Below are 23674 nucleotides of genomic sequence, written 5' to 3'. Positions count from 1 at the left end.
CCAACAAAATATTTTAGTAAAGCCCTTGTAACCTATCGAATACTGACCTTGAATTGTAATGTTACGTCAATACAAACGTTATAATGTTTAGGTTTAACCGAGCTCACAGTTATGCGTTTACATCGAATTAACCTTTGAGTGTTTTGTTGCGAAAACGAACATTTGATGGAAGAATGCAGTTAATTTAATCAAAAAGGGTCACGGAGCATTCATGGAAGTACGCAACAAAGTCATCGTTGCCTTGGATCAGGGAACAACCAGCTCTCGCGCTATCATCTTCGATCAGAGTGCTAATATTTTGAGCACGACACAGCGTGAATTTAGTCAGATCTATCCGAAAGGCGGATGGGTTGAACACGATCCAATGGAAATTTGGGGGACGCAGCGTTCTTCCTTAACTGAAGTCTTAGCTCAATCGGACATTGATAACGAGCAAGTCGCCGCAATCGGTATTACCAACCAACGTGAAACCACCATTGTTTGGGACAAAAACACGGGACACCCTGTTTACAATGCGATTGTTTGGCAATGCCGCCGCACAGCTGAAACTTGTGATGCAATTAAAGCGCAAGGCTGGGGAGACTACATTCAACAAACCACGGGTTTAGTGGTTGATGCTTACTTCTCGGGTTCTAAAATTCAATGGATTCTGGATAACGTAGAAGGCGTGCGAGAGAGAGCTGAAAAAGGGGAGCTCTTGTTCGGAACGGTCGATACTTGGTTGATCTGGAAACTCACCAATGGCAAATCCCATGTGACTGATGTATCGAATGCATCCCGCTCTATGCTATTCAACATTCATACATTGGAATGGGATAACAAGCTGTTGGAGCTGTTTAATATTCCGCGCAGCATGATGCCTGAAGTGAAGTCGAGCAGTGAAGTGTACGGCTATGCCAACATAGGTGGTGGGACAGAAATCCCTATCTCCGGCATTGCAGGTGACCAGCAAGCCGCGATGATTGGTCAGCAGTGCTTTACTAAGGGCATGGTGAAAAATACCTACGGAACGGGTTGCTTCTTGTTGATGAACACGGGCGATCAAGCCATTCAGTCTAAGCATGGGTTGCTAACCACCATCGCGTATAAAATTGGCGATGATATAGCATATGCCTTGGAAGGCAGTGTCTTTATGGGCGGAGCAACTGTGCAGTGGCTACGCGATGAATTAGGCTTGATCCGCGATGCCTCCGATACGCAATATTTTGCCGAGAAAGTCGAAGATTCGAATGGTGTTTATCTGGTGCCTGCATTTGTAGGGCTTGGTGCTCCTTATTGGGACCCTCATGCCAGAGGCACGCTCACTGGCATTACGCGAGGCACTAACCGAAACCACATCATACGCGCCACATTGGAATCTATTGCCTACCAAAGCCGTGATGTTCTTGAAGCCATGGAAGAAGATGCGGGTATTAAGCTAAATCAGGTTCGTGTAGATGGTGGTGCCGTTGCGAATGATTTCCTCATGCAATTTCAATCTGACATTATGCACACCAAAGTGGTGCGCCCTTCGGTAACAGAATCCACAGCATTAGGTGCCGCTATACTCGCGGGGTTAGCTGTCGGTTTTTGGCAAGATAAGAAAGAGTTAGACGATAAGCGCCAAGTGGACAAAGTGTTCTCGCCACAGATGAAGCGAAACACTCAATCACGTCTCTATGAGGGATGGAAGCAAGCGATACGTCAAACTCAAGCGAAGTAAATTCAAGAATAAATAAGTTCAAGAATAAAGTAGGTTACTTAAGTATAGAACCATCCGTTGTCTCCATAGTGAAAACGGATGGTTCTATTAATTATCCATTGCTTCTCTATTGAATTTTGACTGCTTATAGCTCCATCCGAATGATTTTATGATCGTCACCACGCAGTACTTTTAGCTCAAGATCTTGACCATCAACCGCTCTGGGTAGCCAGCGAAGTATTTCGCAATGCTTTTCCGGTGCAATATAGGTGGTATCTCGGTAGCTCACTTTTAGAACTCGGTCGCCCAATTGAAGCCCAGCATTTTCTGCAATCGAAGGGGACTCGAGAAAACTCACGTTAAGGGCGTTTAATTCTCCGATACTGGTTCGAAAGCCCCAATTGACAGGCTCCTTAGGTCTCTCTTTATCCTTTCTTCTTTCTTTAAGTGGATAGAAATATGCATTTCTATTTGGGTAGTCCAGCGTGACTATATGGTTTTCCAGCAGTTTTGCACCAATCAGTGTTGGTGTTGTTGTGCGAGTCCAAGCGTAGAAATTTTCCAGCTCCAATCCACCTATACTCATACTTTCAATAGAGGCTTGATAATACGTGGTTGGTTCTGCTTCGCCGCCTGCGGATTCGCCAAATGAACCATGCCCCTCAACTTTGGGGTTAGGAATCACTTCATCAGTGATCATTTGTTGCAGCGCCAGTGGGTTAAGGTTAAGTAACTCAGTGTTGCCTGTATCAAACAGCGCATTGTCCTTAAATTTCCCGTTTATGCGGTGTTCAAAAATAGGCGCGTGTGGGTAGCCGCCCTGCTTAAGTGACGCGCGGGAGGCGTTGTTAATGTATTCCAGTTTTCGCCTGTCACTGGTTATGACAATCTCACTATCATAAAAATTAAGCTGCCATGTTGCTAGGGGAAGAATTTCTGAACCTATAACCCCACCTTCTAAGTAGCATGACGCTCTTGTAAGGTGTGATGGGTCGAATATAAAGACAGGGACATTGCGAAAATTGACATCACCGATCGATATTGAATCTGCAATAGACAAATCCATGGAAACGAGGTTTCCATTCGCGTCTTTTCCCTTGTTGGTACCCATGACTTCTAACCCAAGATCAGTAGCAACCTGCTTGGTCAGAATAGTGGGTGAACCTGTGTCAAAGATAAAGCTATACCGTTTCCCATTAATACTGGCGTAGAGATACATCTTGTTCTCAATAGTAAGCACGGGTACGACAGAGTGGAAACGTTTAGTTTCCGTGTATGGCTTAGTCAGTAAAACCTCATGTAAACCGTTTTGTGGTGTGTTGCTTGTGCAGCCAAGCAAAAGTACGACGTTGATAAATATTATATTAAGTTTTTTCATAGTAGTTCCTGATGATTCCGTATCGGGAAGGTACGTAACTTGTTTTACAGCAATCGAAGGGGAACTGTTGTCGCAAAATTGATACTGCTAATATAATTGACTTTCCTCTTACAAAACTTCCCTCCTGTAAATCATTACTGATACAAATATTTGGCGTTGATCACGCTTCATAGTATTTTTGCTGACTGGCTTGGCAAAAATATGAAAAAGCGTTTCAAAAATATTATTCAATGCGTTCTAATAAAAATGCATCAGGGAAAAGGACGCTTTTCAATGTGCATTTAGAGACACGTATCTCTTTGCTCAGTATTCCGTTTATGAGCAATAGAATGATCAACAGCCACAATGGGTTTCGAAGTTAAGGAACAATGAATGAACAGTTTTTTTCTGTTTGCTGGTAAGCGGCTGGTGTCGATTTTCGTCACCATCTTTGCCGTTTCCATTGTCGTGTTTGCGGTGATCGATTTACCGCCCGGCGACTTTGCCTCATCTAAAATTGCAGAACTTCAAGCGATGGGTCAAACCGTCGATCCGCAGATGATTTACACACTCCGCGAAATGTATGGGCTAGATAAGCCACTGCTTGAGCGGTACGCCAACTGGATGATGGGGTTAATGACCGGTGATTTGGGTATTTCACTCACCAATAGCCAGCCGGTATGGGACACGATAGAGCCACGAGTTTGGCCGACAGTATGCCTTGCGCTTGCCGTTTTCTTTTTTCAATTTTTAGTCGCCATTCCTATTGGGATGTATTCCGCACTTCGTCAGTATTCCTTTGGTGACTACATCGCCACTGTATTTGGCTTTATTGGTATGGCGACGCCAAATTTTGTGATTGCTATCGTCGCGTTGCTGATTGGCTACTACAGTTTCGATACGGTTGTGTCTGGGCTGTATTCCGAAGCGTACCTCGATCAACCTATGTCGTGGGCAAAGTTTATGGACGCCGCTTCTCGCAGTTGGATCTACATTTTGGTGGTGGGTACAGCAGGTCTTGCAGGAATCATCCGAATCATGCGAGCGAACCTTCTTGATGAATTGAAAAAGCCTTATGTGAAAACGGCGCGCGCGAAAGGGCAGTCCGAGGCTCGTCTTATTATGAAGTACCCGGTTCGAATCGCCATTTTGCCTATTGTTTCTACTATTGGTTGGATGCTTCCTGCGTTGTTGGGGGCGGATATTATCGTGAGCCAAGTGATGAACATCCCTACCTTAGGTCCGTTAATGCTGTCTGCACTGCGCTCTCAGGATATGTATGTCGCTGGCGACGTACTTCTTATTATGTCCATTCTTACCATTATCGGTACCCTGATTTCTGACCTGCTGCTGTACTGGGTAAATCCCCGTGTACGCGTTGGCGTGTCTAAGGAGTTTTAATTATGACAACGTCTACAATGAATTGGTTTGGTCGCCTATTTGGCAGAAAGAAAAAGCAGCCGCTCGATTTGAGCACTGCGACACAGTGGCAGCTGATTGGTATTAAATTGCGTCAGCACAAATTGGCTTGGTACAGCATTTGGTTTTTGGCTCTGATTTACTTTGTGGCGATTTTCGCCGAGTTTTTTGCACCTTTTGACCCAAGCGACAACTGGCGCCGCTACACCTACGCGCCACCTCAGTCTGTTAGCTTGTTTGAAAGCACCGATGATGGCTGGCGTTGGGCACCGCACTTGGAATTTTACAAGAGTAAAACGGATTTGCGAACATTGAAGCGTCATTACACGCTTGATGAAAATAAGAAAGTGTACTTTGAGTTTTTCGGTAAAACGGAACGCTACGAATTGATGGGATTTATCCCGATGAGTTACAAGTTCATCGTGCCTGAAAACAAGAGACAGCCGTTCTTTATTTTTGGCTCAGATAGAATGGGGCGCGACATGCTTTCCCGTCTTATTTATGGCGCAAGAATCTCGTTGTCTGTCGGTCTGATGGGGGTATTTACGACCTTTGTGCTCGGGATTCTGATTGGTGGTATTTCCGGATACTTTGGTGGAACCATCGATAATTTCATTCAGCGAAGCATCGAATTTATGAAGTCGATTCCCACTTTGCCATTGTGGATGGCTCTGTCAGCTTCACTGCCTTCAGAGTGGAGTTCGCTCACGAAATACTTTTTGATCACCATAATTCTCGGGTTAGTCTCTTGGCCAGATATGGCGCGAGTGGTGCGCAGCCGATTCATGTCGCTTCGAAGTGAAGAGTATGTTGCAGCCGCTTGGTTGGATGGGAATAGCCCATTTGAGATCATTCGCCGGTACATGGTGCCTAACTTCTTAAGCCATATTATTGCGGTGGTGACATTGGCGATTCCTGCCATGATTTTGGGCGAAACTGCGTTGAGTTTCCTTGGGTTGGGTTTACAAGCGCCAATGGTTAGTTGGGGTGTGTTGCTGCAAGAAGCTCAAAACATTCGAGCACTAGCAGAAGCCTCTTGGTTACTTATTCCGGCAGCAGCAGTGGTTGTTGTGATTCTGGCAATGAACTTCGTCGGCGATGGTCTGCGTGATGCATGCGACCCATACCATGATCAGGGAGCAAAATAATGGCTGAGAAAATTCTACAGGTTAAAGATTTAAACGTAAGCTTCCCGACCAGCACGGAGCACTTTCATGCGGTAAAAGGGGTGTCGTTTGACCTCTACAAAGGCGAAACACTTTCGGTTATTGGCGAATCAGGTTCAGGGAAATCGGTCACATCGAGTGCCATCATGCAGCTGCTGGATCGTCCTGGTCGAATCGATTCGGGTGAAATATTACTCACCACCGATTCTGGGCAAATCATCGACATTACGCAGATTGATCCTCGCAGTAAAGAGATGCGCGCCTTAAGGTGTTTTAGCTTTTCTTTGGTTTCACAAGAACCCATGGCTGCACTGAGCCCTGTGCATACGGTTGGTGACCAGATTAAAGAAGTGTTGTGTTTAGTAGACCCAAGCATTAGCAAGAAGTCTGCTCACGAAAGAACGGTTGAATTGCTGACTCAAGTACAAATGCCAGAGCCAGAAAGCCTCATCAACAAATACTCTTTTGAATTGTCCGGAGGGCAACGTCAGCGTGTGGTTATTGCAATGGCCATTGCGAGTCGTCCCGACATATTGATTGCCGATGAGCCGACCACGGCGTTGGATGTGACGACTCAAGCCGAAATATTGGCGCTGTTTTCACAGCTTCAAAAAGAGATCGGAATGGCGATTTTGTTCATTACTCATGACTTAGGCGTAGTGGCTCAAATTTCCGATCGCGTGGCAGTCATGGAAAAGGGAATATTGGTGGAGTGCGGCAGTGTACGCCAGATATTTGAACAGCCGGAACACCCATATACCATTAAGTTGATGCATGCGACCCGAGCACTAGAGGAGCCATCAAAAGTTAAAAAACCTTTTTCATTGATTGAAGGTGAGAACGATCAACCGATATTGGACGTTATTTCGGTAACCAAGCAATTTGAAAAGCCTGCAAAAATGTTCCAGAAAAAGCAGATCATGACTGCTGTAGACGATGCAAACCTTGTGCTTCACCCAGGGGAGTCACTGGGTATTGTTGGAGAATCGGGATCAGGGAAAAGTACTTTAGGGCGAGCGATTTTAGGGATGGCGCCAGCCACTTCTGGTTCTATTCAGTATGTCGATAAACAAGGCAAAGTCGAATTGGAGCTGTCGGATTACAAACGAATTAAGCGAGATCCGTTGTTCGCTGATTTGCGTTTGATCTTTCAAGACCCTTGGTCGTCGCTTAACCCAAGAATGACGGTATTCGATATCATAGAAGAGCCGCTAAAACTGCTGCGCTCTGAAATGAGTAGTAAGCAGCGAGAAGAACGTGTTAGGAATATGATGAAGTGGGTTGGGTTACCACCGGAATTCTCAAGCCGTTTCCCGCATGCTTTTTCGGGTGGTCAGCGCCAGCGGATTGTTATCGCGCGTGCTTTGGTTACTTTGCCAAAAGTGGTGATAGCCGATGAAGCCACTGCGGCGCTGGACGTATCCCTACGCTCACAGGTGTTGGATCTATTGATAGAGTTCCAAAATACCTACGGGACGGCGTTTATTCTGATTACACACGATATTGCGACGGTGAAATACTTCTGTGACCGCGTGATTGTGCTTCAACATGGAAAAATTGTGGAGCAAGGAAGCGTAAACGAGGTTATTCACAATCCACAGCAACCATACACTCGCGAATTAATCTCTGCTGTTCCAGTTGCTGAGTTGCCTCCAGAAATTGAGCTTTCTCCTAATAAAGGAGTACAAGCCTCAATGTAGTCAAAGTAAGATCTAGATTTCGCCTCCTTTTTAGGAGGCGTTTTTCCTTTTCTTGCTCTGTACAAGGCTTTGTAATTACTTAGATATAAGTAGAAAAATCAGAAAGTTAAACGATTTTTATTGGTTTTAAATTCAATAAGATAAAATAAAAATGCAATTAATATTGAGTTAATCGATTTCATTGTGAATGCTTATTTTCTCGGTAGCTTTACAACAAAGATTAAATATCAATTAGTTTATAAAATTAATACTATTTATTTCTGAGCTTTCATTTAATTGAGCTGGATGTGTAGGTTTAATATTCGTTGCAGCAGTGAAACAAGACGACTAAAATCGATAAGCGGAAGTAACTAATTCCAGATAATTCATTTGTTTAAAGATAAATTTTGAACATCAATCTAGGCTGAGTTCAAAAAAAAAGTTTAACGCTCTTTTTTTTTATAGAACATTATTTTAAATTGATTATATGATTTGGAGAATAGTGGCAAATCTATCGTTTTTGTCCGTTTTGATTTGATTAAAACGCAACGGAATGGCAATTTTGCCACTGGCTTTGGCAGGGGACGCTAGAGCTTTTTACCCATAACCAAGCTATTTGTGGAGTAATAATGACAACAACAAAGCAACCTGAATCCGTATCTTCGGTTCTGAAAACATTTGGTATTTTACAAGCACTGAGTACACAAAAGGATATTGGCATCAGTGAATTAGCTCAGCGTCTTATGATGTCTAAGAGCACGGTTTATCGCTTCCTACAAACCATGAAAACGTTGGGTTATGTATCTCAGGAAGGCGAAAGTGAAAACTACTCATTAACGCTAAAGCTGTTTGAACTTGGTGCAAGCGCGCTGGAATATGTTGATTTAGTGGATCTTGCGGACATTGAAATGCGCCGAATTTCCGATCTAACTAACGAGGCGTTGCACTTAGGTGCGCTCGATGGTGATGGTATTATCTACATCCACAAGATTGATTCGAAATATAACCTTCGTATGCAGTCGCGCATTGGTCGTCGTAACCCACTTCACACCACCGCCATTGGTAAAGTGTTGTTGGCGGAGCGAGAGGAAGAGGACGTTCGTCATATCCTGTCGGTTGTGGAGTTCATTAAGTCGACCGACAAAACACACGAGAATGTGGAATCCTTACTCGGCGAATTGCCTACTGTGAAAGAACAAGGCTTCGGTGAAGATAACGAAGAACAGGAAGTTGGGCTACGCTGCCTTGCTGTGCCAGTGTACGACCGTTTCAATCAAGTCGTTGCGGGCATGAGTGTTTCCTTGCCTACAATTCGTTTCACTGAAGAGAAGAAAACAGAGTATATCGCGGAGCTTCATGCCGCTGCGGCTCGAATTTCGCTAAAACTTGGCTGTAAAGCGTACCCTCACGGGAAATAACGATTTTGCATCGAGAAAAGACTCACGCTCTCTGGTTTCGTTAAAAGAATGCGGCTATTGGAGACGATGTGATTTGAACGGAAGGTGATTTCACCTTCCTTTTTTGATCTCTACAGTTTTTGATTTTAACGATTTAGCGCTTATTGACTGAGCTTTCCACGGTGCGGGCAATAAATGCTCTTTTAATAGGGCTAAGAAGCCACTGACCCTTTTCGAGCGTTCTTGTTCAGTGGTATTCAAAAGCGCAATGATGTCGGCGCTCGGTAATTCATAGTCGCACATTATCCGGGTTAGCTCGCCGCAGTTGATTTGGGGCTGAACGTCCCATTGCGATCGCATGATGATCCCCATTCCTGCGATTCCCCAATCTTTCACAACCCGACCTTCATTACTCGCCATCGAAGGCTCTACCCTAATCAATTGCTCGCTTTTGCTTTTTTTATGAGTCAGCGACCACAGCGTGACATCTTCATTGTTTTCTCTCAGCGAAATGCATTGGTGTTGGTGGAGATCTTCAGGATTTTTAGGTTCACCGTATTGGCGGAGGTAATCAGGAGAAGCGCACAGAAAGCGCTGGTTTTTAGCTAAGGTTACCATTCGCAAAGAGGAGTCTTGCAGCTTACCTATGTAAATAATGATGTCCCACTTGTGGTGATGTGACCACGTGGGGTTGTCTGATAGCTCAAGTTCTACTTCTAGTTGTGGGTGTTGTTTCTTGTATTCCGCTAATAAAGGCGTGACATAGTCATTGCCGAACCCTAGTGGTGCAAGTACTCGCAGTTTTCCGCTGACGGTTTGTTTGTTGTTATCGATCACGTGTTGAAGCTCTTCAAGCTCTCGAATGATGGATGCGCCTCTGTCTAACAACAACCGACCTTCCTCCGTTAAGCATACGGTCCGAGAGGGTCTTTGAATCAGAGAGATCGACAGCTTTTTTTCGATATGTTGAAGCCGCAACGTCACCGAAGGCGGCGTGATGTTCAGCGTGCGAGCAACGTCCGATAGAGTTCTATGGCTTGCGACCACTTGAATGAATTTTAAATCTTCCGTGGTAATCATTTGGTTCAAACCTAATTAGTGTATTGGTATTGATTAATTTTAACTCAAACATATTTGAGTGACACTAAAGAAAACACGTTAGGAGTTTGTGATGAACCAAGATAGAAACGAACAGCCAACGCAGCTTGATACGCCCTACTTAAGACTCGATAAAGCGCAATTCTTACACAATGTCTTGCGTTTAAGGAAGAGGATGGAAAGCCATGGTGTCGTACTACGTCCGCATTTGAAAACGGTGCGTTCTGTTGAAGCAACCCACCATGTATTACCAGAGAAGCACTCTCCCGCGACGGTCTCTACGCTCAAGGAAGCCGAAGTATTGGCGGCATCAGGATATCGTGAGTTTATCTATGCCGTCGGTATTACGGCAAGCAAACTCCCAAGAATACAGTCGTTGCTTCTTGGTGGTGTGGACATTGCCGTTATTTTAGACAGTGTTGAACAAGCAAAATTGGTTGCGGCTTTTTGCCAAAAATCCGGGTGTGCTATTCCAGCTTTGATCGAATTGGACTGCGATGGGCACCGAGGCGGGATTCGATCAGACTCTCTACTTTTGGTCGAAATCGCTCACATTCTTCAACGTGGAGGCGCTGAATTTAGAGGTGTGCTAACGCATGCGGGAGAGTCGTATTTCTGCCAATCCCAGCAAGAACTTGCAGCGGCAGCGAAACAAGAAGTTGAGTGTGCCCGCCGCGCCGTAAAAATGCTTGCTGATAATCATATCGAATGCAAAGTGGTGAGTGTGGGTTCGACGCCGACCGCATTTTCTGGTGAAGAGTATGACGGCATAACGGAAGTTCGTGCGGGTGTGTACTGTTTTTTTGATTTGGTCATGGCGAAAGTAGGCGTTTGCGATCCCAGTGATATTGCCTTGTCCGTTGTAACCAGTGTTATCGGTCATAACGTTGAAAAAGGGTGGTTGATTGTTGATGCGGGTTGGATGGCGTTATCCAGTGATCCTGGCCTTAGGCTCGCCGATGAAAAAGACTCATTTGGCCTAGTGACCGATGTGAATGGGAATTTAGTCGAAGGGTTGAGGGTGTCCCAGCTCAATCAAGAGCATGGAATCATAGAGCATGAAAAAGGTCAGTTTGATCTCTCGATGTTGCCCGTAGGCACGCAACTGCGAATTTTACCCAATCATGCGTGTGCTACGGCGTCTATGCATCAAACCTATCATGTTGTTGACACCGATAACTCGACAGAGATTTGGCAAAGAATTCAGGGGTGGTAAATGATTTATCTTAACGAAGAAACAACACGACAACTGATCACTCACGAGCTGGCGTACGCCGCGGTAAAGGATGCTTATCTAGCGGTTGGGGAGAGTGCGACACTGTTTCCTGTCGTCAATGCGGCTGGTGATCAGCCAGGAAGTATGTTTTCGCTAAAGTCTGCCAGTACCCCCAATGTTGTTGGCTGGAAAACAGGTTCATATTGGCCCGAAAATTCGCAAAAAGGCATACCTTGCCATAACACTGCTATCTTTTTACTGGACCCAGAAACGGGTGGGCTAATGGCAACCGTTGAAGCTGGGGAAGTGAATGCTTACCGCACGGCAGCGGCTGATGCCGTTGCAACGGATGTGTTAGCACGCAAAGATGCCTCGAAACTCACAGTTTTTGGTACTGGGCATCAAGCGTATTACGACGTCAGTGCAGTCTGTGCCATTCGTGATATTGAACAGATATGGGTTGTTGGGCGCAGTGAAGCGCGATCAATCGCTTTAGTAGAGAAGCTAAGAAGTGATGGTTTGGTCGCCGATGCGTGCGGCTTCGGAAAAAATGTGACAGCGAAACAAGCTTGTGAGTGTTCCGATATTGTTGTCACAGTGACGACAGCTCAATCTCCCTTGTTTGATGCCGATTGGATACAGCCTGGAACACATGTATCAGCAATGGGAGCTGATAAGGTAGGTAAGAAGGAGATCCCAACAAAGCTGTTCGAACGTGCCACGTTATTCTGCGATTACGAAAAGCAGTCGAGAGTGATTGGAGAATTCCAACACGTCAATTCCGGGTCAGAAATAACTGAAATGCACAGAGTACTTGTTCAATCGAATTGGGGAAGAAACTCCGACAAACAGATCACGATTTTTGATAGTTCTGGGATTGCATTACAAGATCTATTTGTTGCCAAGCGGCTACTTAAGCTTTCGGAGGTCAAATAAGAAGCATTGGTGGAAAATTAAATTTGCATTTCTTTGATTAATTGTTTAGGTGGCTAATATATTTATAGTTATAAAAGTTTGAATTTTGAGGGTAGTAAATGAAATCAATTGAATATATTATCAACTATAAGACGTGAGAACTTTTGATTTACATTTTTACGACATTAATTTTACGACTGATTTAAAGTTTTTTAAAAGTAATCGTTTGCTTTTTTTATTTGTTTAATTAAGAAATTCCTTAAATAATAATCATATTACTTAAAACAGATTTCAGTTTTTACCTATTATCTAATTCCTCCTAATTCGATATTATGATTTTGCTAGGTCGAGGGTGACATATCTATTGATTGTGAATGAGTCCACAATTAAATGGGTATTCACTATTCATCCTCATAATTCATAAGGAACAATTCGTCAGGAGGTACTTTATGGTATTTAAGGTACTGCACAAAAGCAGTACACAATTGCTAAACATAATAAGAAATACAATTGCGTTGTGCCTAAAAACCATTAATAGGTTTTTGTATATAAAGTAAGCAATTATGCTTATCCATTTTCCACCGTGACAGGAAGAGTGGATGTAAACTTTCAACTATCGCGCCACTACTAAAACAGGTTCCCGCAAAGGCTTTGTTCTTCGTTCAGGTCCTTGAATCATCAACCTTGCTGGTGATTTAATGCAAAGCCTTTGCTTTTTTCTCTTCCGGTTTAAAAAAGCGCTTTAACGCGTCAAGCATAACATCGACTTTTTTAGGTACAGTTCGGCTAATGGTTAGAGCTTGCACTTTAATGTCGGGCCATGTCATATGATTTAAAACGCTGGTTAGCTCCCCACGCCTTAAATTATCTTCTACAAAAGGCAGAGGTAAAAGAACTAATCCGTGTCCAGATAGGGCAAATGAACGTGCCGTCATTTCGCTATTGACTTTACATCGAACATTTAAGTTAGATTTCTCTTCGAACTCTGCCGTTTTGCAGACGACTTCGATGGTGTCGCTGTCCGAATTGACTATCCAGTGATGGTTTATCAAATCCGAACCCAACTGCGGTATGCCAAAGGTTGAAAGATAGCTTTCAGAAGCACACAACACACGTGGAATACTGCCTAAAGGACGATAAACTAAGTTACAGTCTTTGGTTTCCCCGAGCGTAATTGCGATATCAATATTCTCTTGAACGATGTCTCTCATTTTGTCATCTGCGACGAGATTTAGACGAATGTCAGGGTAACTAGAAAGACAAGGGGAAAGAGCATTAGCAATGGTCGCTTGTGCTAGACCAGTGCTGCACGTAATGCGCACATCGCCTTTTACACCTTCACGGCAATCGGACAATTTTTGCTCTAAACTTTCAAAGTGCGAGCGCATCTGACCGTAACCTTGCAATAATATTTGCCCAGCCTCGCTTACGGATAATCCACGGGTTGAACGGTGTAATAATGTCACCCCAAGGGCGTTTTCAAGTTGAGATATATTTTGACTGATTGCAGACGGTGACATCCCTAATCTTTTAGACGCTGCCGTCATACTTCCTGCACTGGCAACAACAGAAAAAATACAGTATCGCTTCATATTTTCCAAAGCACTTCTCCATATATGAAAGTTTATCAACGAAATAATAAGAAATATTATTCGAAGATTTTTAAAATAATTTTATTAAATCAATGGCTATGAAAAAGTTCATAAAGGTATATGTGAGTAATTAGGAAATGAGTATGGAAAGTGAACGGTCACCATGGTTAGCTTTTCCTAGAAAGATATTGTGTTTCTTATTTTTAGTACATACATCTTATAGATTTTATAGAATTATTATCAAGTCAATTTTCTGAAAGAAAGTTGTATTTTCCAGTTATTTATTTGCATAAAGAATACAGTTCGTTTCATTGCATAGAATAACTGGAATGGGGGTCACTTTTTGTGTTGGAATTGTGTGTATTTTATTCAGATTAAGTGCTTTCATCTTCTCCAATCACATGGCCACAATATGTAACAATATATTAATGTGTATACAGTTCGAGACAGTTTGCATCATGACTATTCAGTGTCATGTATAATTTATACAGAATGGCTTTTGGACGGTTAATGTCTGGCATCTTGCCGTGACATGGGTATATGCTTGATGCATCTTCACGGTTCTCTAAAGGACATTTCTCCAGCATGCCATCCATTCCACTCCCCTTTGTTGTCGTTATACTCCTATTAGTGTTGTTTACTGTGTTGCTTAAGCGGCACGACAAATCTTATTATCCGGCACTGGCTTTTATTTTATGTAGCGCATTGACCATCAGTTTAGTTGGCGCAAGATGGACAACGGAATGGTCATGGGTGAGGAGTATTCAGCCTATTGTGGCTTCACTCGTTCCTCCTTTGACGTGGTGGTGTTATTCCCATGCCATGAGTAATAAAAGTCACTGGAAGCTGCTTCATGTCGCTGTTGTAGCTCTCGTCAGCATCAGTATCAGCCAGTTCAATGAAATGCGTGATTTTATCGACTTTTTCATTATTGGCACTTATGTTGGGTACGCAATTGCTTTGTTTAAGTTGACTCAACTCTCTCCAGATGAATGGAAAGGGGTGAAATTTTCTCAAATCGATGCGTTTAAAACGTCGCTCTATTTCACATCGGGTTTATTGTTGTTTTCTGCGGTTGTTGATGTGGGAATTGTGCTGGATTTTGCTTTATCTGAAGGCCAAAATATCACGACCATATTGTCGGTAGGACATGTCTTAATTCTTCCTATTCTCGCTTATGCCGTCAGCATTGCGGGCGGTACTATTTCGTTAGAACTGAATTCCGAACCCGTTGAGAAAAAAGAAGCGGTCACGCTGAATGCTTTAGCTACAGATAGTGAAGAGGCTACAGATAGTGAAGAGGCTACAGATAGTGAAGAGGCTACAGATAGCGAAGAAGATACGCATACTCAGGTGTTGGACACTGTCGAGAAGTTACTGCTCGCATCTCAACTGCACCTTGACCCTAACCTAAATTTAAACCGATTGGCACGAAAGTCCGGTATCCCTGCGCGAAATATATCTATTGCCGTAAACAGCCTGAAAGGGAAGAACGTTTCTCAGTTTATCAATGAGTACCGAATCCAGAATGCCATGAACTTGCTGGAGACCTCCAATCACTCCATTACTGAAATTTATGAAATGGTTGGCTTTCACAGTAAGTCCAATTTCAACCGTGAATTCAGCCGAATTACAGATTCGACGCCAAGTAAATACCGCCAGATGAACCGATCCAATGAGTAATTAAACCGATCCAAAGAGAAATCTGGCGGCTGAATCAGCGGTGTCTTGCTTAGTGGGTGAGTGACGCTGCTAAGAAATTTTTAATCGACTCTGCCATTGCTGCATGCAGTTCTTGTCGAGTTCGCTTCATTCCATCATCACAAACCATGCCGTCGCCTTTGTGCTCTTCTTCGATAATCGCTCGACCACCAGGCTTACATAGCTGCATAAAGCTGAAATGTGTTGCGTCTTGAATTAACTCATAGCGCGTTGTTTTTTCTGGGAGTATGGAAGCGAGATATCCCGATTCCAACTCGTGGGGCAAATACGCCGTATTAGTGCCTGCCGCTTGAATCAAAACCGGAATGGCGACGTCATGCAGGCTTTCGGGAATAAAGCCTCTTGCCAGCCCGAGATCGAGCGATACGACCGCTTTAATGCGCTCATCGGTTAAATGACTGTGTTGTTTTGTTGGCTTATCCAACCCCATCTCAGGGAGCAGTTTGCACACTTGTGGATTAGGGTGAGCCAAGCATTCTTGTTTAATTTGAGTCGAATCAGTTATACCCCCTGCAAGGTTTATTACTGTCCATCCACCCATAGAGTGTCCAATGGCAGCGATATTTTTCCTATCAACGACGGAGTGAAATTCGGAGTCTTTAAGCATCCAATCGATCGCTCGGCTGATGTCTCTTGGGCGCTCCCACCACATCGCTGCTTGCTCCTGAGATGCGTTAAATGTGGTGGTCCCTGGGTGATCGGGTGCAGCCACGATGTAGCCGGAATCCACCAAATATTCTGCTAACCAATTCAGGTTACGCCAACTGCCTCGATAGCCGTGAGAGAGCATGACGAGCGGACGCTTTTCATGGTGAATCTGAGCATTTTTTCTTACCGATATACCTTCAAAAGCGATATTGTCAGCCACTTTTACTTTCAGTACCGTGTTATCACGCGTTGGATACCAAACGGTCAGGTTAAGCGGACGAGTGTCTGACTCGATGGATGTTTGTAGAAAGCCGATGTCTTGACTATTCGACAGTGAAGGGAACAAAAGGCAGGCGAACAAAAAGAGTGAATAAAGCTTTTTCATGACGACTTCTCATTGAGTGGATAGAGAAGCCATTTTGCGAAAAAGCTAGGCTAGATACGTCCTAGAACACGATCGAGGACGCCCTAAAACCTAATTTGCTACATTTTGTATGCTACAGAATATTGTTTTTTACCTTGTTTAAGAACTTGGTCACTTGGTTTTGTTTGGCAACTTCACTTTGGTAAAGAGAAAACATTTGGAACGAACAGTTTTTAGCACAAGCCCCAAGCAAGGCAAATTTAAGAATTTTGTAAACGGGACGACGCAGTACAAAGCGATCAACCCACCATGGAGAACCCAATGTAGTGATTGCAGTAACTTTCTTTAAATTTCCCAAATTAGGGGTAATAGCTTTCATATCTTCGGAGTGGTTGTACGCTCTTCCCGGCACCCATACTCGGTCAAACCAACCTTTCAATATAGCCGGAAAGTTAAACCACCAAGTAGGAAACACCAAGACTAAGTGTTCTGCGTTTTCGAGTTGCTCAATATCAGATTGCGTTTTAGAAGCATCGAAATGATCGGCGTAATAGCTTTGACGTTCGTTTTCACTCAATACCGGGTCGAATTGTTCTTTATACAAATCTTTAACCGTAACCGAATGCCCTTTCGATTCGAGGTGTTCAATGACTTCTTTAGCCAAGTGTTGGCAGAGGCTCGATTGAATAGGGTGCGTTACAACAACCAATGTATTCACAGTGTCTCCTTAGGGGAAATTTAATAAGGGTCAAGAGCGTCAGGGGATACCTTAAGAAACTAACTCAGCCGTAGGAATAGCCGCTAACTTAACGCCAAAGCTTTGAATAGAGGGAAGTGTGCAGTTGTGATGTTCTCGAATAGTACTTCCGCTCGCGTGAGGCTTATCATGCGTTGTATGAGCATCTGAAATCAGTGTTACCGGATAGCCCAAACCTGCGGCGCGTCGAGTGGTTGTGTCTACGCAAAACTCTGTGGCGTAACCGCATACGTAGAGGTGTTGGATTTGGTGTTCGTCGAGTAAGGTTTGCAGAGGGGTGTTGTGGAATGAATCGGGTGTGGTTTTGTTGATGTAAGAATCCGCTGCAACCTGATCCAAATCTTGGTGTACTTGCCAGCCCTCACTGCCCATTTCAACGATGGAGTTCGGGGCTTCATGGCGCACAAATATGACGGGAATATCTTTCGCTCTCGCCCAGCTTGTGGCTTGGTTTATTCGGTTTATGACTTTTTCTGTTTCATACGGTTGCGGTTTGGGTCCCATTAAACCTTGTTGTACGTCTATTACAAGGAGTGCTGATTTCATTCTATTGTGTCCTTTCATTCACTCGCATCAGTAGAGTGTTTTAGTCGAGAATCATTGATTGATAGCCAATGGGCTTTGGATTCCAAATGTATATGTTTCTGTTTTTCTCTTTCAAATGGAGTATCAAGTAACGCCAGAGCAAAGGTTGTCCATTCACTGCTAAATGTTCCTGAATCCTGCCAGAGAACATTCGCCCCGCAGTGTGTACAGAAAGATCGTGTCACGTCCTCAGAAGATCGAAAACGAGCGAGATGCTCTTTTCCTATTAGAGAAAAATGCTCTTTTCGAGTGGCCGCGTATGTAGCGAAAGCCGCCCCGTGAGACTTTTGGCACATCTTGCAATGACAGTGCGTAACCGCTTTGATATCCCCCATTATTTCAAAAGAGACCTTTTTGCAAAGGCAGGAGCCTTTGTGGGTATTTGAAGTCGTCATATCATCTTATGTCGGTTAATGGTTGGGGCTAGAATCACGTACTTCCAGATTTCCGTGTGCTTCATATTTAGCCGAGTAACTTGTTGGATCTTCGACTTTTTGTAGGAGAATTTCCACTGCCATTTTACCCATTTCTTCATAGGGTAAACTATATGAGGTTAACGGTGGGTGACAATCCGTTGCAATGGGTTGATTATCGTAGCCACAGACAGCGATATCTTCCGGTATTCTGACCCCTTTTTGCAATAGTGCATTGACCACACCCATTGCCATAAGATCACTGGTACAGGCTATTGCGTTAGGGATTGGCTGTTGGCTCAATAGCTTTAACGTAGTTTGATACGCTTTATTCATCGACCAATCGGCATTAAATAGCCAGTCTTCATTCACCGCTAAACCGTGTTCTGAATGTGCTTTCACGAATCCTTCTCGACGCTTTTGAGTTGCCATCATCCATTCTTCGCCGCCAATAAATGCAATATTTTTCCGACCAGATTCGATTAGATGATTCGTGAGGTTATACATGCCTGTAAGGTCGTCTGGGACGATAGAAGAATACGTATTGCTGGATTCAATGAAGCAGTTAAGCAGTACGGTTGGTTTACCTTCTAGGAAGCGATGTGATTTATCCAGTGCCCTTGTCATAGAGGACGCCATAATAATACCGTCGTAGTCGTTGCTAGAAATCTCTTTAAAGATATCGTCTTCTAAATCTTCATTATTTGCCGTATTGAATAACACGGCGATGCGATTGTTCTCCCGAGCACTCTCTGTGATGGCATCAACGGCATCAACAAACGGATCCAAGCTAACGAGGTCGTTCACAATAACGGCAATTTTTCGCTTTCTGTTGTGATCAATAGGCGTTTTTCGTTTGTAGCCTAACTGATCGGCTGCATCAAGTACTCGCTTGCGTGTTTCTTCAGCAAGTTTAAGAGATTGGGAGTTGTTCAAAACCAAAGACACGGTTCCCTGCGAAACGCCGGCTGCGTGTGCGATGTCTGTCATGGTTACACGTTTCATGTCTTGGAAGCCTTTCATTTTTATCGCTTTGGTTATCTGGTTTTCAGTGTACGTGTCCCTACCTTATGGGTGTATCCCAACCGAAAGAAAGTCGTGTTAGATCACATTGGTGTGATTAATATTTGATCAACTAATAATATTAGCTAATTATATTAATAATGGTTTGCAACGGGAATATGCAGGTTTTTAGAGCATGGAAGATGAAAGAAAACTGGAGCGCTGGTCGAAAGAGAAAGTAAATAAATGGTGGAAGAGTCAGCCTTCGCTTTGTGGATTTAACTACCTACCAAGGACGGCGGTAAATTGGAACGAAATGTGGTCTGAGAACACGTTCGATCTTCCTACAATAGAGCAAGAGCTGAGCTGGGCTAAGCATGTTGGGTTTAACTGTGTGAGAACAAACCTCCCGTTTTTGGAATGGCAAAAAGACAGCAAAGCGTTGCTTTCACGAGTGGATGATTTTCTCTCAGTATGTGCGCGCTTTGAGTTGAAGGTGATTCTAACGTTATTAGATGACTGTGAGTTTGGAGGTGAGCCTGGTCATACAGGAATTCAAAAAGCGCCCATCCCGAGAGTACACAATAGCAGAGGGGTTGGTTCTCCTGGTCGGAATATGGTCATGGATACCAGTAACTGGTTATTCATCGAACGCTACGTTACCGACATCATCGCGCAGTTTAGCGACGATCAACGAGTCATCATGTGGGATTTGTATAACGAGCCGACGAATCGCATGATTTTCACTCAGTTCGGTGAGTTTGAATTTACCGAAGAACTCGAACAGTACAGTCAATCGTTAGCAAAGCATTGTTTTCAATGGGCTCGGCAAGTTTCGCCAGAGCAACCACTGACAATAGGCGCTTGGCACGTCCCAACCGATAACGCTGGCGAGACGGCTTATTTGCACCCTACCGACAAAATGTGCTTAGAGCTCTCGGATGTTATTACCTTTCACGCGTATGTGAACCCACAAGAAATGCAGAAAATTGTTCAGCGTTTGGCAGTGCTTGACCGACCAATGTATTGCACAGAGTGGCTTGCTCGTCACTGCGATTCAAATTACGCATCTATACTTCCAATTATGCAGAAGTATTCTGTCGGTGTGATGCAGTGGGGGTTGGTGAGAGGCAAGATTCAAACGTCACTTCCATGGCCATCCATTGAAGTGAATCAGGACGATGAATCTCTATGGTTTCATGACTTTTTAGATGAAATGGGTCACCCCTACAGTGAAGAAGAAGTGGATTTGGTTCGTCAATTCTCGTTTGGGAGTCACTGTGATGAAGCACCTTAAAGCCAATATCCAAAAAGCCAGTGCTCGAAAAGATAGAGCTCGAAAAGATAGAGCCCGAAAAGACAGTATCATTGGATGGGCGTTTGTTGCTCCTTATGCCGTTATCATGTTTGCGTTTCTTCTTTATCCATTCATGAAAGGCGTTTGGATCAGTTTTCATGATTGGAATCTATTAGAGGTGGCTTTTAATCCGGACGCAAAAACGTTCATTGGTTTAGACCATTATCAAAAGTTGCTTTTTCCGCGCCGTTGGCACTTTGATGTTACCCAGCTCTGGTACCTAAGATTACCTTTGTTATGCCTTATTGCTTATATGGCGTGGCGGTGGGTGACACAGCGAAGGGTTTCCGTGAGCAAGGTGCTCATATTGGTCTCGGCTCTTTTTATTGTGGTATTTGTCCTTGGGGTGGGCACGGATAGCCATTTTAGAATGGGTGATCGCCGCTTTTGGCAATCGGTGATTCACACGTTGGAATTTGTCGCTCTAACCGTTCCTTCCATTACGGTTCTCGCTCTAATGTTGGCAATGAAGCTGAATAAGCCCACTCGGCTTTCTGCTGTAATGCGAACGATCTTTTTTGGTACGCAAGTGCTGTCTGTCACCGTGGTCACTCTTATCTGGCAGATGATGTACAGCCCTCAACAAGGGTTTATCGCCAATATTCTCCATTCTTTCAGTATTACCCCACCGTCTTGGTTAACCGATGAATCCCTTGCGATGCCAGCCCTAGTAATCACAACAGTATGGTGGTCACTTGGTTTCGCACTTGTTGTGTTTTTGTCTGGATTGCAAGCCATTCCAGAAGACAGATTAGAAGCCGCTCGATTAGATAACGCGAGAGGGTGGCGGTTAACTTGGTACATCGTGTTGCCTTCAATAAGGCGAACAACCAGCTTTGTTGTTGTGATGCTTATTGTGCTTCATTTCCAAGTATTCGGGCAATCACATCTAATGACTAGCGGGGGCCCCAGTGACAGAACTCAAGTGTTGGTTCGCTACATCTATCAAACCGCTTTTCGAGATTCTGAAGTTGGCTACGCATCGGCGATGGCAATGATTTTGTTTGCTCTCATGCTCTTTTTTAGCCTGCTACATATGCGGCTCAGTAAAACTGGGGGCGAATAATGAATAGATTAACAAATTCGACCCGACGCTCGCTGTTCTCGCTACGAACCACAAATACAATCATGTTGGCATTACTGGTTGTTTTTGCCGCGGTATGGTTAATGCCCTTTTTGTGGATGCTGTCTTTGTCGTTTCAACCAAATGAATTACTGGCAAGAGAGACAGGAAACACCTTGCTTGGCTTAGTCCCTGTTCCTTTCACGACTGAAAATTATCAGTCCTTATTTTCGTATGGGCAAACGCCGAGGTGGTTCCTAAATAGCGTTATCGTCTCTGGCAGCACCACTTTCTTAGTGCTATTGCTATCCAGTTTGGCGGGGTATGCCTTTGCTCGCATTCAGTTTGTGGGTAAAAAAATTCTCTACCCAATTGTGCTGGCAGGGCTGGTTATTCCAGAGCAAGCCATCTTTATACCGCTGTATACCTTATTTGCAGATCTGGGTTGGCACAACACATACGGAGCACTGGTATTGCCTCGCGTCGCGTTGCCCATTGGCGTGTTCATGATGACGCAATTTTTTAAAGAAGTACCGAATGAACTCACCGAAGCCGCACGGCTGGACGGTGTTGGTCATATACGATGCTTTATCTACATATTTATGCCGCTGGCAAAGCCTGTTCTCACTACGTTGGGCATCATCACTTTTCTGTATTCGTGGAACGATTATCTGTGGCCGCTGGTTTCAACTCAGCGCCCCGATATGTTCACGATAACCGTTGGGTTGGCTTCGATTCAGGGCAACTTCGCACAGTCTGAAGGGCTAGGCCGGTTGATGGCATCTGGCGTTTTTGCGTCGTTGCCCGTTATTGCCGCCTATCTAATGTTTCAAAAGTACATTATTCAGGGCTTCGCTTTAGGCGGAGAGAAATAACATGGGCAACAGAAGTTTGCTCACAAGGCTAAGGAACGCTTGCGTTTAAGCAAGGAAAAGGAGTTTGAAATGAAACTTAAATTAATAGCAACACTCGTGTTCGCTACCCTTTCAACAGAAGGGTTGGCATCGGATACAGAGATTACGTTAGGTCGATTTTTTGGTGCATGTGAGCAACCCTCTAATGTCGTTGCAGACGCGATTGGTGAAGCATGTATTATCCAATCGATTATTGGAACCTTTGACAGTGCAAACAATGGGGTGAAGGTGACGACGCTTCCTACGGACTGGGGAAATTATTACGATCAAGTAAAAGCCAGCTATGCAGGTGGTACACCACCAGATGTTCATGTTATGCACAAACATCGAGTGCCAGAGTTTGCAAGTGTTGGCATTTTAGCTGAACTCACTGACGCCGACTTAAAACAATATGGGATAGACACCAGTGATTGGACTGACAGCGCACGCAATGCGGTGAGTTATCAAGGAAAAGCATTCGGCGTACCGATGGATTTTCACGCCAACCTTTGGCACTTGAATAAAGATTTGTTTGAACAAGCTGGGTTAGTCGACAGCAATGGCAAACCAATGTTACCGACCACACCCTCCGAATTATTGGCGCATGCCAAGCAAATGAAGGAAAAAACGGGTAAAGATTATCTGGCGGCAGATTTTGCTCAATTTCCAATCGGTGTCCGACTAGTGCTTGCTTTATTGTGGCAACAAAACAGCAATATCTTTGATTCAAATGAAGTTACGGTGGATACACAGCAAACACGAAACGCGTTGAAAACCATCACGGATCTGTTTGGTAGTGGGTACGCCAATCCCCAGCTTAATTATGCTGAATCGCAACAAGCATTTTTAGACGGAAAGTCGGCGGTGCTAGTGAATGGTACATGGGTCGTCGATTTTTATGATCAGCAAGCTTTGGACACCAACGTTGCGTTAAACGAATATCAAATCGCCAGTTTTCCCAAGCTATTTGATCAGCCTGCTACATGGGCGGATTCACACATATGGGTAATGCCAGCCAGTGTGAAAAAGGATGCTAAAAAATACGATGCTGCGATGAAAGCACTCGCATGGATATACAAGCATAACTTGGATTGGGCACGCACTGGGCATATGGCTGTTAGGAAGTCGGTCCTAGAATCTAGTGCTTACCAACGACTCCCACATCGCAACGAATACGTCGAGACTGCCGATATAGTGGGTGACACACCGCCATCAGCGAAGTATGGAGCCATTCAAGATGTTCTTAACCGTGAATTTCAATCTGTTTGGTTGACGGGTAAGTCGGTTGATGACGCTTTGGAAGACGCGCAGATTGATGTTGAAGATTTACGTTAATAAGGTCCTTTAACG

Annotated in this window: 20 protein-coding genes; 12 read left to right on the top strand and 8 right to left on the bottom strand. The window is 44.1% G+C overall.

Features of this window, described 5'->3' with window-relative positions:
* Positions 1 to 211 precede the first annotated feature (211 nt).
* Positions 212 to 1702, top strand: coding sequence for a glycerol kinase GlpK (glpK, locus tag Q8W40_RS15025; RefSeq protein ID WP_305398320.1), 1491 nt, complete (start codon positions 212 to 214; stop codon positions 1700 to 1702).
* A 124-nt stretch (positions 1703 to 1826) separates the two neighbouring features.
* Here the strand turns inward: glpK and Q8W40_RS15020 are convergent, their stop codons facing one another.
* Positions 1827 to 3059, bottom strand: a complete 1233-nt coding sequence (locus tag Q8W40_RS15020) for an aspartyl protease family protein (protein ID WP_305398319.1) — start codon at positions 3057 to 3059, stop codon at positions 1827 to 1829.
* A 372-nt stretch (positions 3060 to 3431) separates the two neighbouring features.
* On the opposite strand from Q8W40_RS15020, the gene Q8W40_RS15015 reads away from it, so the two are divergent.
* The 4 genes from Q8W40_RS15015 (at position 3432) to kdgR (ending at position 8720) form a co-directional block, all read left to right on the top strand.
* Positions 3432 to 4439, top strand: a complete 1008-nt coding sequence (locus Q8W40_RS15015; RefSeq protein WP_305398318.1) for an ABC transporter permease — start codon at positions 3432 to 3434, stop codon at positions 4437 to 4439.
* A gap of 2 nt (positions 4440 to 4441) precedes the next feature.
* A complete protein-coding gene (locus tag Q8W40_RS15010; RefSeq protein ID WP_305398317.1) occupies positions 4442 to 5605 on the top strand; it encodes an ABC transporter permease in 1164 nt (387 codons plus the stop codon).
* Positions 5605 to 7323, top strand: coding sequence for a dipeptide ABC transporter ATP-binding protein (locus Q8W40_RS15005; RefSeq protein ID WP_305398315.1), 1719 nt, complete (start codon positions 5605 to 5607; stop codon positions 7321 to 7323). Before Q8W40_RS15010 ends, Q8W40_RS15005 begins: the two co-directional genes overlap by 1 nt.
* A gap of 608 nt (positions 7324 to 7931) precedes the next feature.
* Positions 7932 to 8720: a DNA-binding transcriptional regulator KdgR gene (kdgR, locus tag Q8W40_RS15000; RefSeq protein WP_305398314.1), complete on the top strand. Its 789-nt coding sequence runs from the start codon at positions 7932 to 7934 to the stop codon at positions 8718 to 8720.
* Positions 8721 to 8810: 90 nt separating this feature from the next.
* Here the strand turns inward: kdgR and Q8W40_RS14995 are convergent, their stop codons facing one another.
* The gene (locus Q8W40_RS14995) at positions 8811 to 9779 is read right to left on the bottom strand and encodes a LysR substrate-binding domain-containing protein (RefSeq protein WP_305398312.1); all 969 of its coding nucleotides are present in this window, start codon (positions 9777 to 9779) and stop codon (positions 8811 to 8813) included.
* A gap of 91 nt (positions 9780 to 9870) precedes the next feature.
* On the opposite strand from Q8W40_RS14995, the gene Q8W40_RS14990 reads away from it, so the two are divergent.
* The gene (locus Q8W40_RS14990; RefSeq protein ID WP_305398311.1) at positions 9871 to 11013 is read left to right on the top strand and encodes an alanine racemase; all 1143 of its coding nucleotides are present in this window, start codon (positions 9871 to 9873) and stop codon (positions 11011 to 11013) included.
* Complete coding sequence (locus Q8W40_RS14985; RefSeq protein WP_305398310.1) at positions 11014 to 11949, top strand: ornithine cyclodeaminase family protein; 936 nt, start codon at positions 11014 to 11016, stop codon at positions 11947 to 11949.
* Positions 11950 to 12623: 674 nt separating this feature from the next.
* Here the strand turns inward: Q8W40_RS14985 and Q8W40_RS14980 are convergent.
* Complete coding sequence (locus Q8W40_RS14980; RefSeq protein ID WP_305398374.1) at positions 12624 to 13520, bottom strand: LysR substrate-binding domain-containing protein; 897 nt, start codon at positions 13518 to 13520, stop codon at positions 12624 to 12626.
* Positions 13521 to 14105: 585 nt separating this feature from the next.
* On the opposite strand from Q8W40_RS14980, the gene Q8W40_RS14975 reads away from it, so the two are divergent.
* Positions 14106 to 15203: a helix-turn-helix domain-containing protein gene (locus Q8W40_RS14975; protein ID WP_305398309.1), complete on the top strand. Its 1098-nt coding sequence runs from the start codon at positions 14106 to 14108 to the stop codon at positions 15201 to 15203.
* Positions 15204 to 15252: 49 nt separating this feature from the next.
* Here the strand turns inward: Q8W40_RS14975 and Q8W40_RS14970 are convergent, their stop codons facing one another.
* The 5 genes from Q8W40_RS14970 to Q8W40_RS14950 form a co-directional block, all read right to left on the bottom strand.
* The gene (locus Q8W40_RS14970; RefSeq protein WP_305398306.1) at positions 15253 to 16275 is read right to left on the bottom strand and encodes an alpha/beta hydrolase family protein; all 1023 of its coding nucleotides are present in this window, start codon (positions 16273 to 16275) and stop codon (positions 15253 to 15255) included.
* Between the two features lie 112 nt (positions 16276 to 16387).
* Positions 16388 to 16972, bottom strand: coding sequence for an NAD(P)H-dependent oxidoreductase (locus Q8W40_RS14965; RefSeq protein WP_305398305.1), 585 nt, complete (start codon positions 16970 to 16972; stop codon positions 16388 to 16390).
* A gap of 51 nt (positions 16973 to 17023) precedes the next feature.
* On the bottom strand, positions 17024 to 17557 hold the full coding sequence (locus Q8W40_RS14960) for a cysteine hydrolase family protein (protein WP_305398304.1): 534 nt from the start codon (positions 17555 to 17557) through the stop codon (positions 17024 to 17026).
* Between the two features lie 14 nt (positions 17558 to 17571).
* The gene (locus Q8W40_RS14955; RefSeq protein ID WP_305398302.1) at positions 17572 to 17991 is read right to left on the bottom strand and encodes a GFA family protein; all 420 of its coding nucleotides are present in this window, start codon (positions 17989 to 17991) and stop codon (positions 17572 to 17574) included.
* A gap of 15 nt (positions 17992 to 18006) precedes the next feature.
* Positions 18007 to 19014, bottom strand: coding sequence for a LacI family DNA-binding transcriptional regulator (locus tag Q8W40_RS14950; RefSeq protein ID WP_185829781.1), 1008 nt, complete (start codon positions 19012 to 19014; stop codon positions 18007 to 18009).
* A gap of 193 nt (positions 19015 to 19207) precedes the next feature.
* On the opposite strand from Q8W40_RS14950, the gene Q8W40_RS14945 reads away from it, so the two are divergent.
* The 4 genes from Q8W40_RS14945 (at position 19208) to Q8W40_RS14930 (ending at position 23659) form a co-directional block, all read left to right on the top strand.
* Positions 19208 to 20308 (top strand): cellulase family glycosylhydrolase, encoded by a 1101-nt coding sequence (locus Q8W40_RS14945; RefSeq protein ID WP_305398300.1) that lies wholly within the window; start codon positions 19208 to 19210, stop codon positions 20306 to 20308.
* Positions 20295 to 21434, top strand: coding sequence for a carbohydrate ABC transporter permease (locus Q8W40_RS14940; RefSeq protein WP_305398372.1), 1140 nt, complete (start codon positions 20295 to 20297; stop codon positions 21432 to 21434). Before Q8W40_RS14945 ends, Q8W40_RS14940 begins: the two co-directional genes overlap by 14 nt.
* Entirely contained in the window at positions 21434 to 22306 is an 873-nt protein-coding gene (locus tag Q8W40_RS14935) for a carbohydrate ABC transporter permease (RefSeq protein WP_305398298.1), read from the top strand. Before Q8W40_RS14940 ends, Q8W40_RS14935 begins: the two co-directional genes overlap by 1 nt.
* Before the next feature lie 69 nt (positions 22307 to 22375).
* Positions 22376 to 23659: an extracellular solute-binding protein gene (locus Q8W40_RS14930; protein ID WP_305398296.1), complete on the top strand. Its 1284-nt coding sequence runs from the start codon at positions 22376 to 22378 to the stop codon at positions 23657 to 23659.
* Positions 23660 to 23674: the final 15 nt, after the last annotated feature.

Origin of the sequence: Vibrio penaeicida (genome assembly GCF_030689305.1) — a bacterium.
In the GTDB taxonomy this organism is placed as follows: Bacteria; Pseudomonadota; Gammaproteobacteria; order Enterobacterales; family Vibrionaceae; genus Vibrio; species Vibrio penaeicida_B.
Note: the sequence above shows the minus strand (reverse complement) of the source record. Positions and strands in the feature narration are given on the sequence as shown.

Coding starts and splice junctions, on each gene's coding strand:
- glpK (WP_305398320.1), top strand. CDS start 212: ATGGAAGTACGCAACAAAGTCATCGTTGCCTTGGATCAGGGAACAACC.
- Q8W40_RS15020 (WP_305398319.1), bottom strand. CDS start 3,059: ATGAAAAAACTTAATATAATATTTATCAACGTCGTACTTTTGCTTGGC.
- Q8W40_RS15015 (WP_305398318.1), top strand. CDS start 3,432: ATGAACAGTTTTTTTCTGTTTGCTGGTAAGCGGCTGGTGTCGATTTTC.
- Q8W40_RS15010 (WP_305398317.1), top strand. CDS start 4,442: ATGACAACGTCTACAATGAATTGGTTTGGTCGCCTATTTGGCAGAAAG.
- Q8W40_RS15005 (WP_305398315.1), top strand. CDS start 5,605: ATGGCTGAGAAAATTCTACAGGTTAAAGATTTAAACGTAAGCTTCCCG.
- kdgR (WP_305398314.1), top strand. CDS start 7,932: ATGACAACAACAAAGCAACCTGAATCCGTATCTTCGGTTCTGAAAACA.
- Q8W40_RS14995 (WP_305398312.1), bottom strand. CDS start 9,779: ATGATTACCACGGAAGATTTAAAATTCATTCAAGTGGTCGCAAGCCAT.
- Q8W40_RS14990 (WP_305398311.1), top strand. CDS start 9,871: ATGAACCAAGATAGAAACGAACAGCCAACGCAGCTTGATACGCCCTAC.
- Q8W40_RS14985 (WP_305398310.1), top strand. CDS start 11,014: ATGATTTATCTTAACGAAGAAACAACACGACAACTGATCACTCACGAG.
- Q8W40_RS14980 (WP_305398374.1), bottom strand. CDS start 13,520: ATGAAGCGATACTGTATTTTTTCTGTTGTTGCCAGTGCAGGAAGTATG.
- Q8W40_RS14975 (WP_305398309.1), top strand. CDS start 14,106: ATGCCATCCATTCCACTCCCCTTTGTTGTCGTTATACTCCTATTAGTG.
- Q8W40_RS14970 (WP_305398306.1), bottom strand. CDS start 16,275: ATGAAAAAGCTTTATTCACTCTTTTTGTTCGCCTGCCTTTTGTTCCCT.
- Q8W40_RS14960 (WP_305398304.1), bottom strand. CDS start 17,557: ATGAAATCAGCACTCCTTGTAATAGACGTACAACAAGGTTTAATGGGA.
- Q8W40_RS14955 (WP_305398302.1), bottom strand. CDS start 17,991: ATGACGACTTCAAATACCCACAAAGGCTCCTGCCTTTGCAAAAAGGTC.
- Q8W40_RS14950 (WP_185829781.1), bottom strand. CDS start 19,014: ATGAAACGTGTAACCATGACAGACATCGCACACGCAGCCGGCGTTTCG.
- Q8W40_RS14945 (WP_305398300.1), top strand. CDS start 19,208: ATGGAAGATGAAAGAAAACTGGAGCGCTGGTCGAAAGAGAAAGTAAAT.
- Q8W40_RS14940 (WP_305398372.1), top strand. CDS start 20,295: ATGAAGCACCTTAAAGCCAATATCCAAAAAGCCAGTGCTCGAAAAGAT.
- Q8W40_RS14935 (WP_305398298.1), top strand. CDS start 21,434: ATGAATAGATTAACAAATTCGACCCGACGCTCGCTGTTCTCGCTACGA.
- Q8W40_RS14930 (WP_305398296.1), top strand. CDS start 22,376: ATGAAACTTAAATTAATAGCAACACTCGTGTTCGCTACCCTTTCAACA.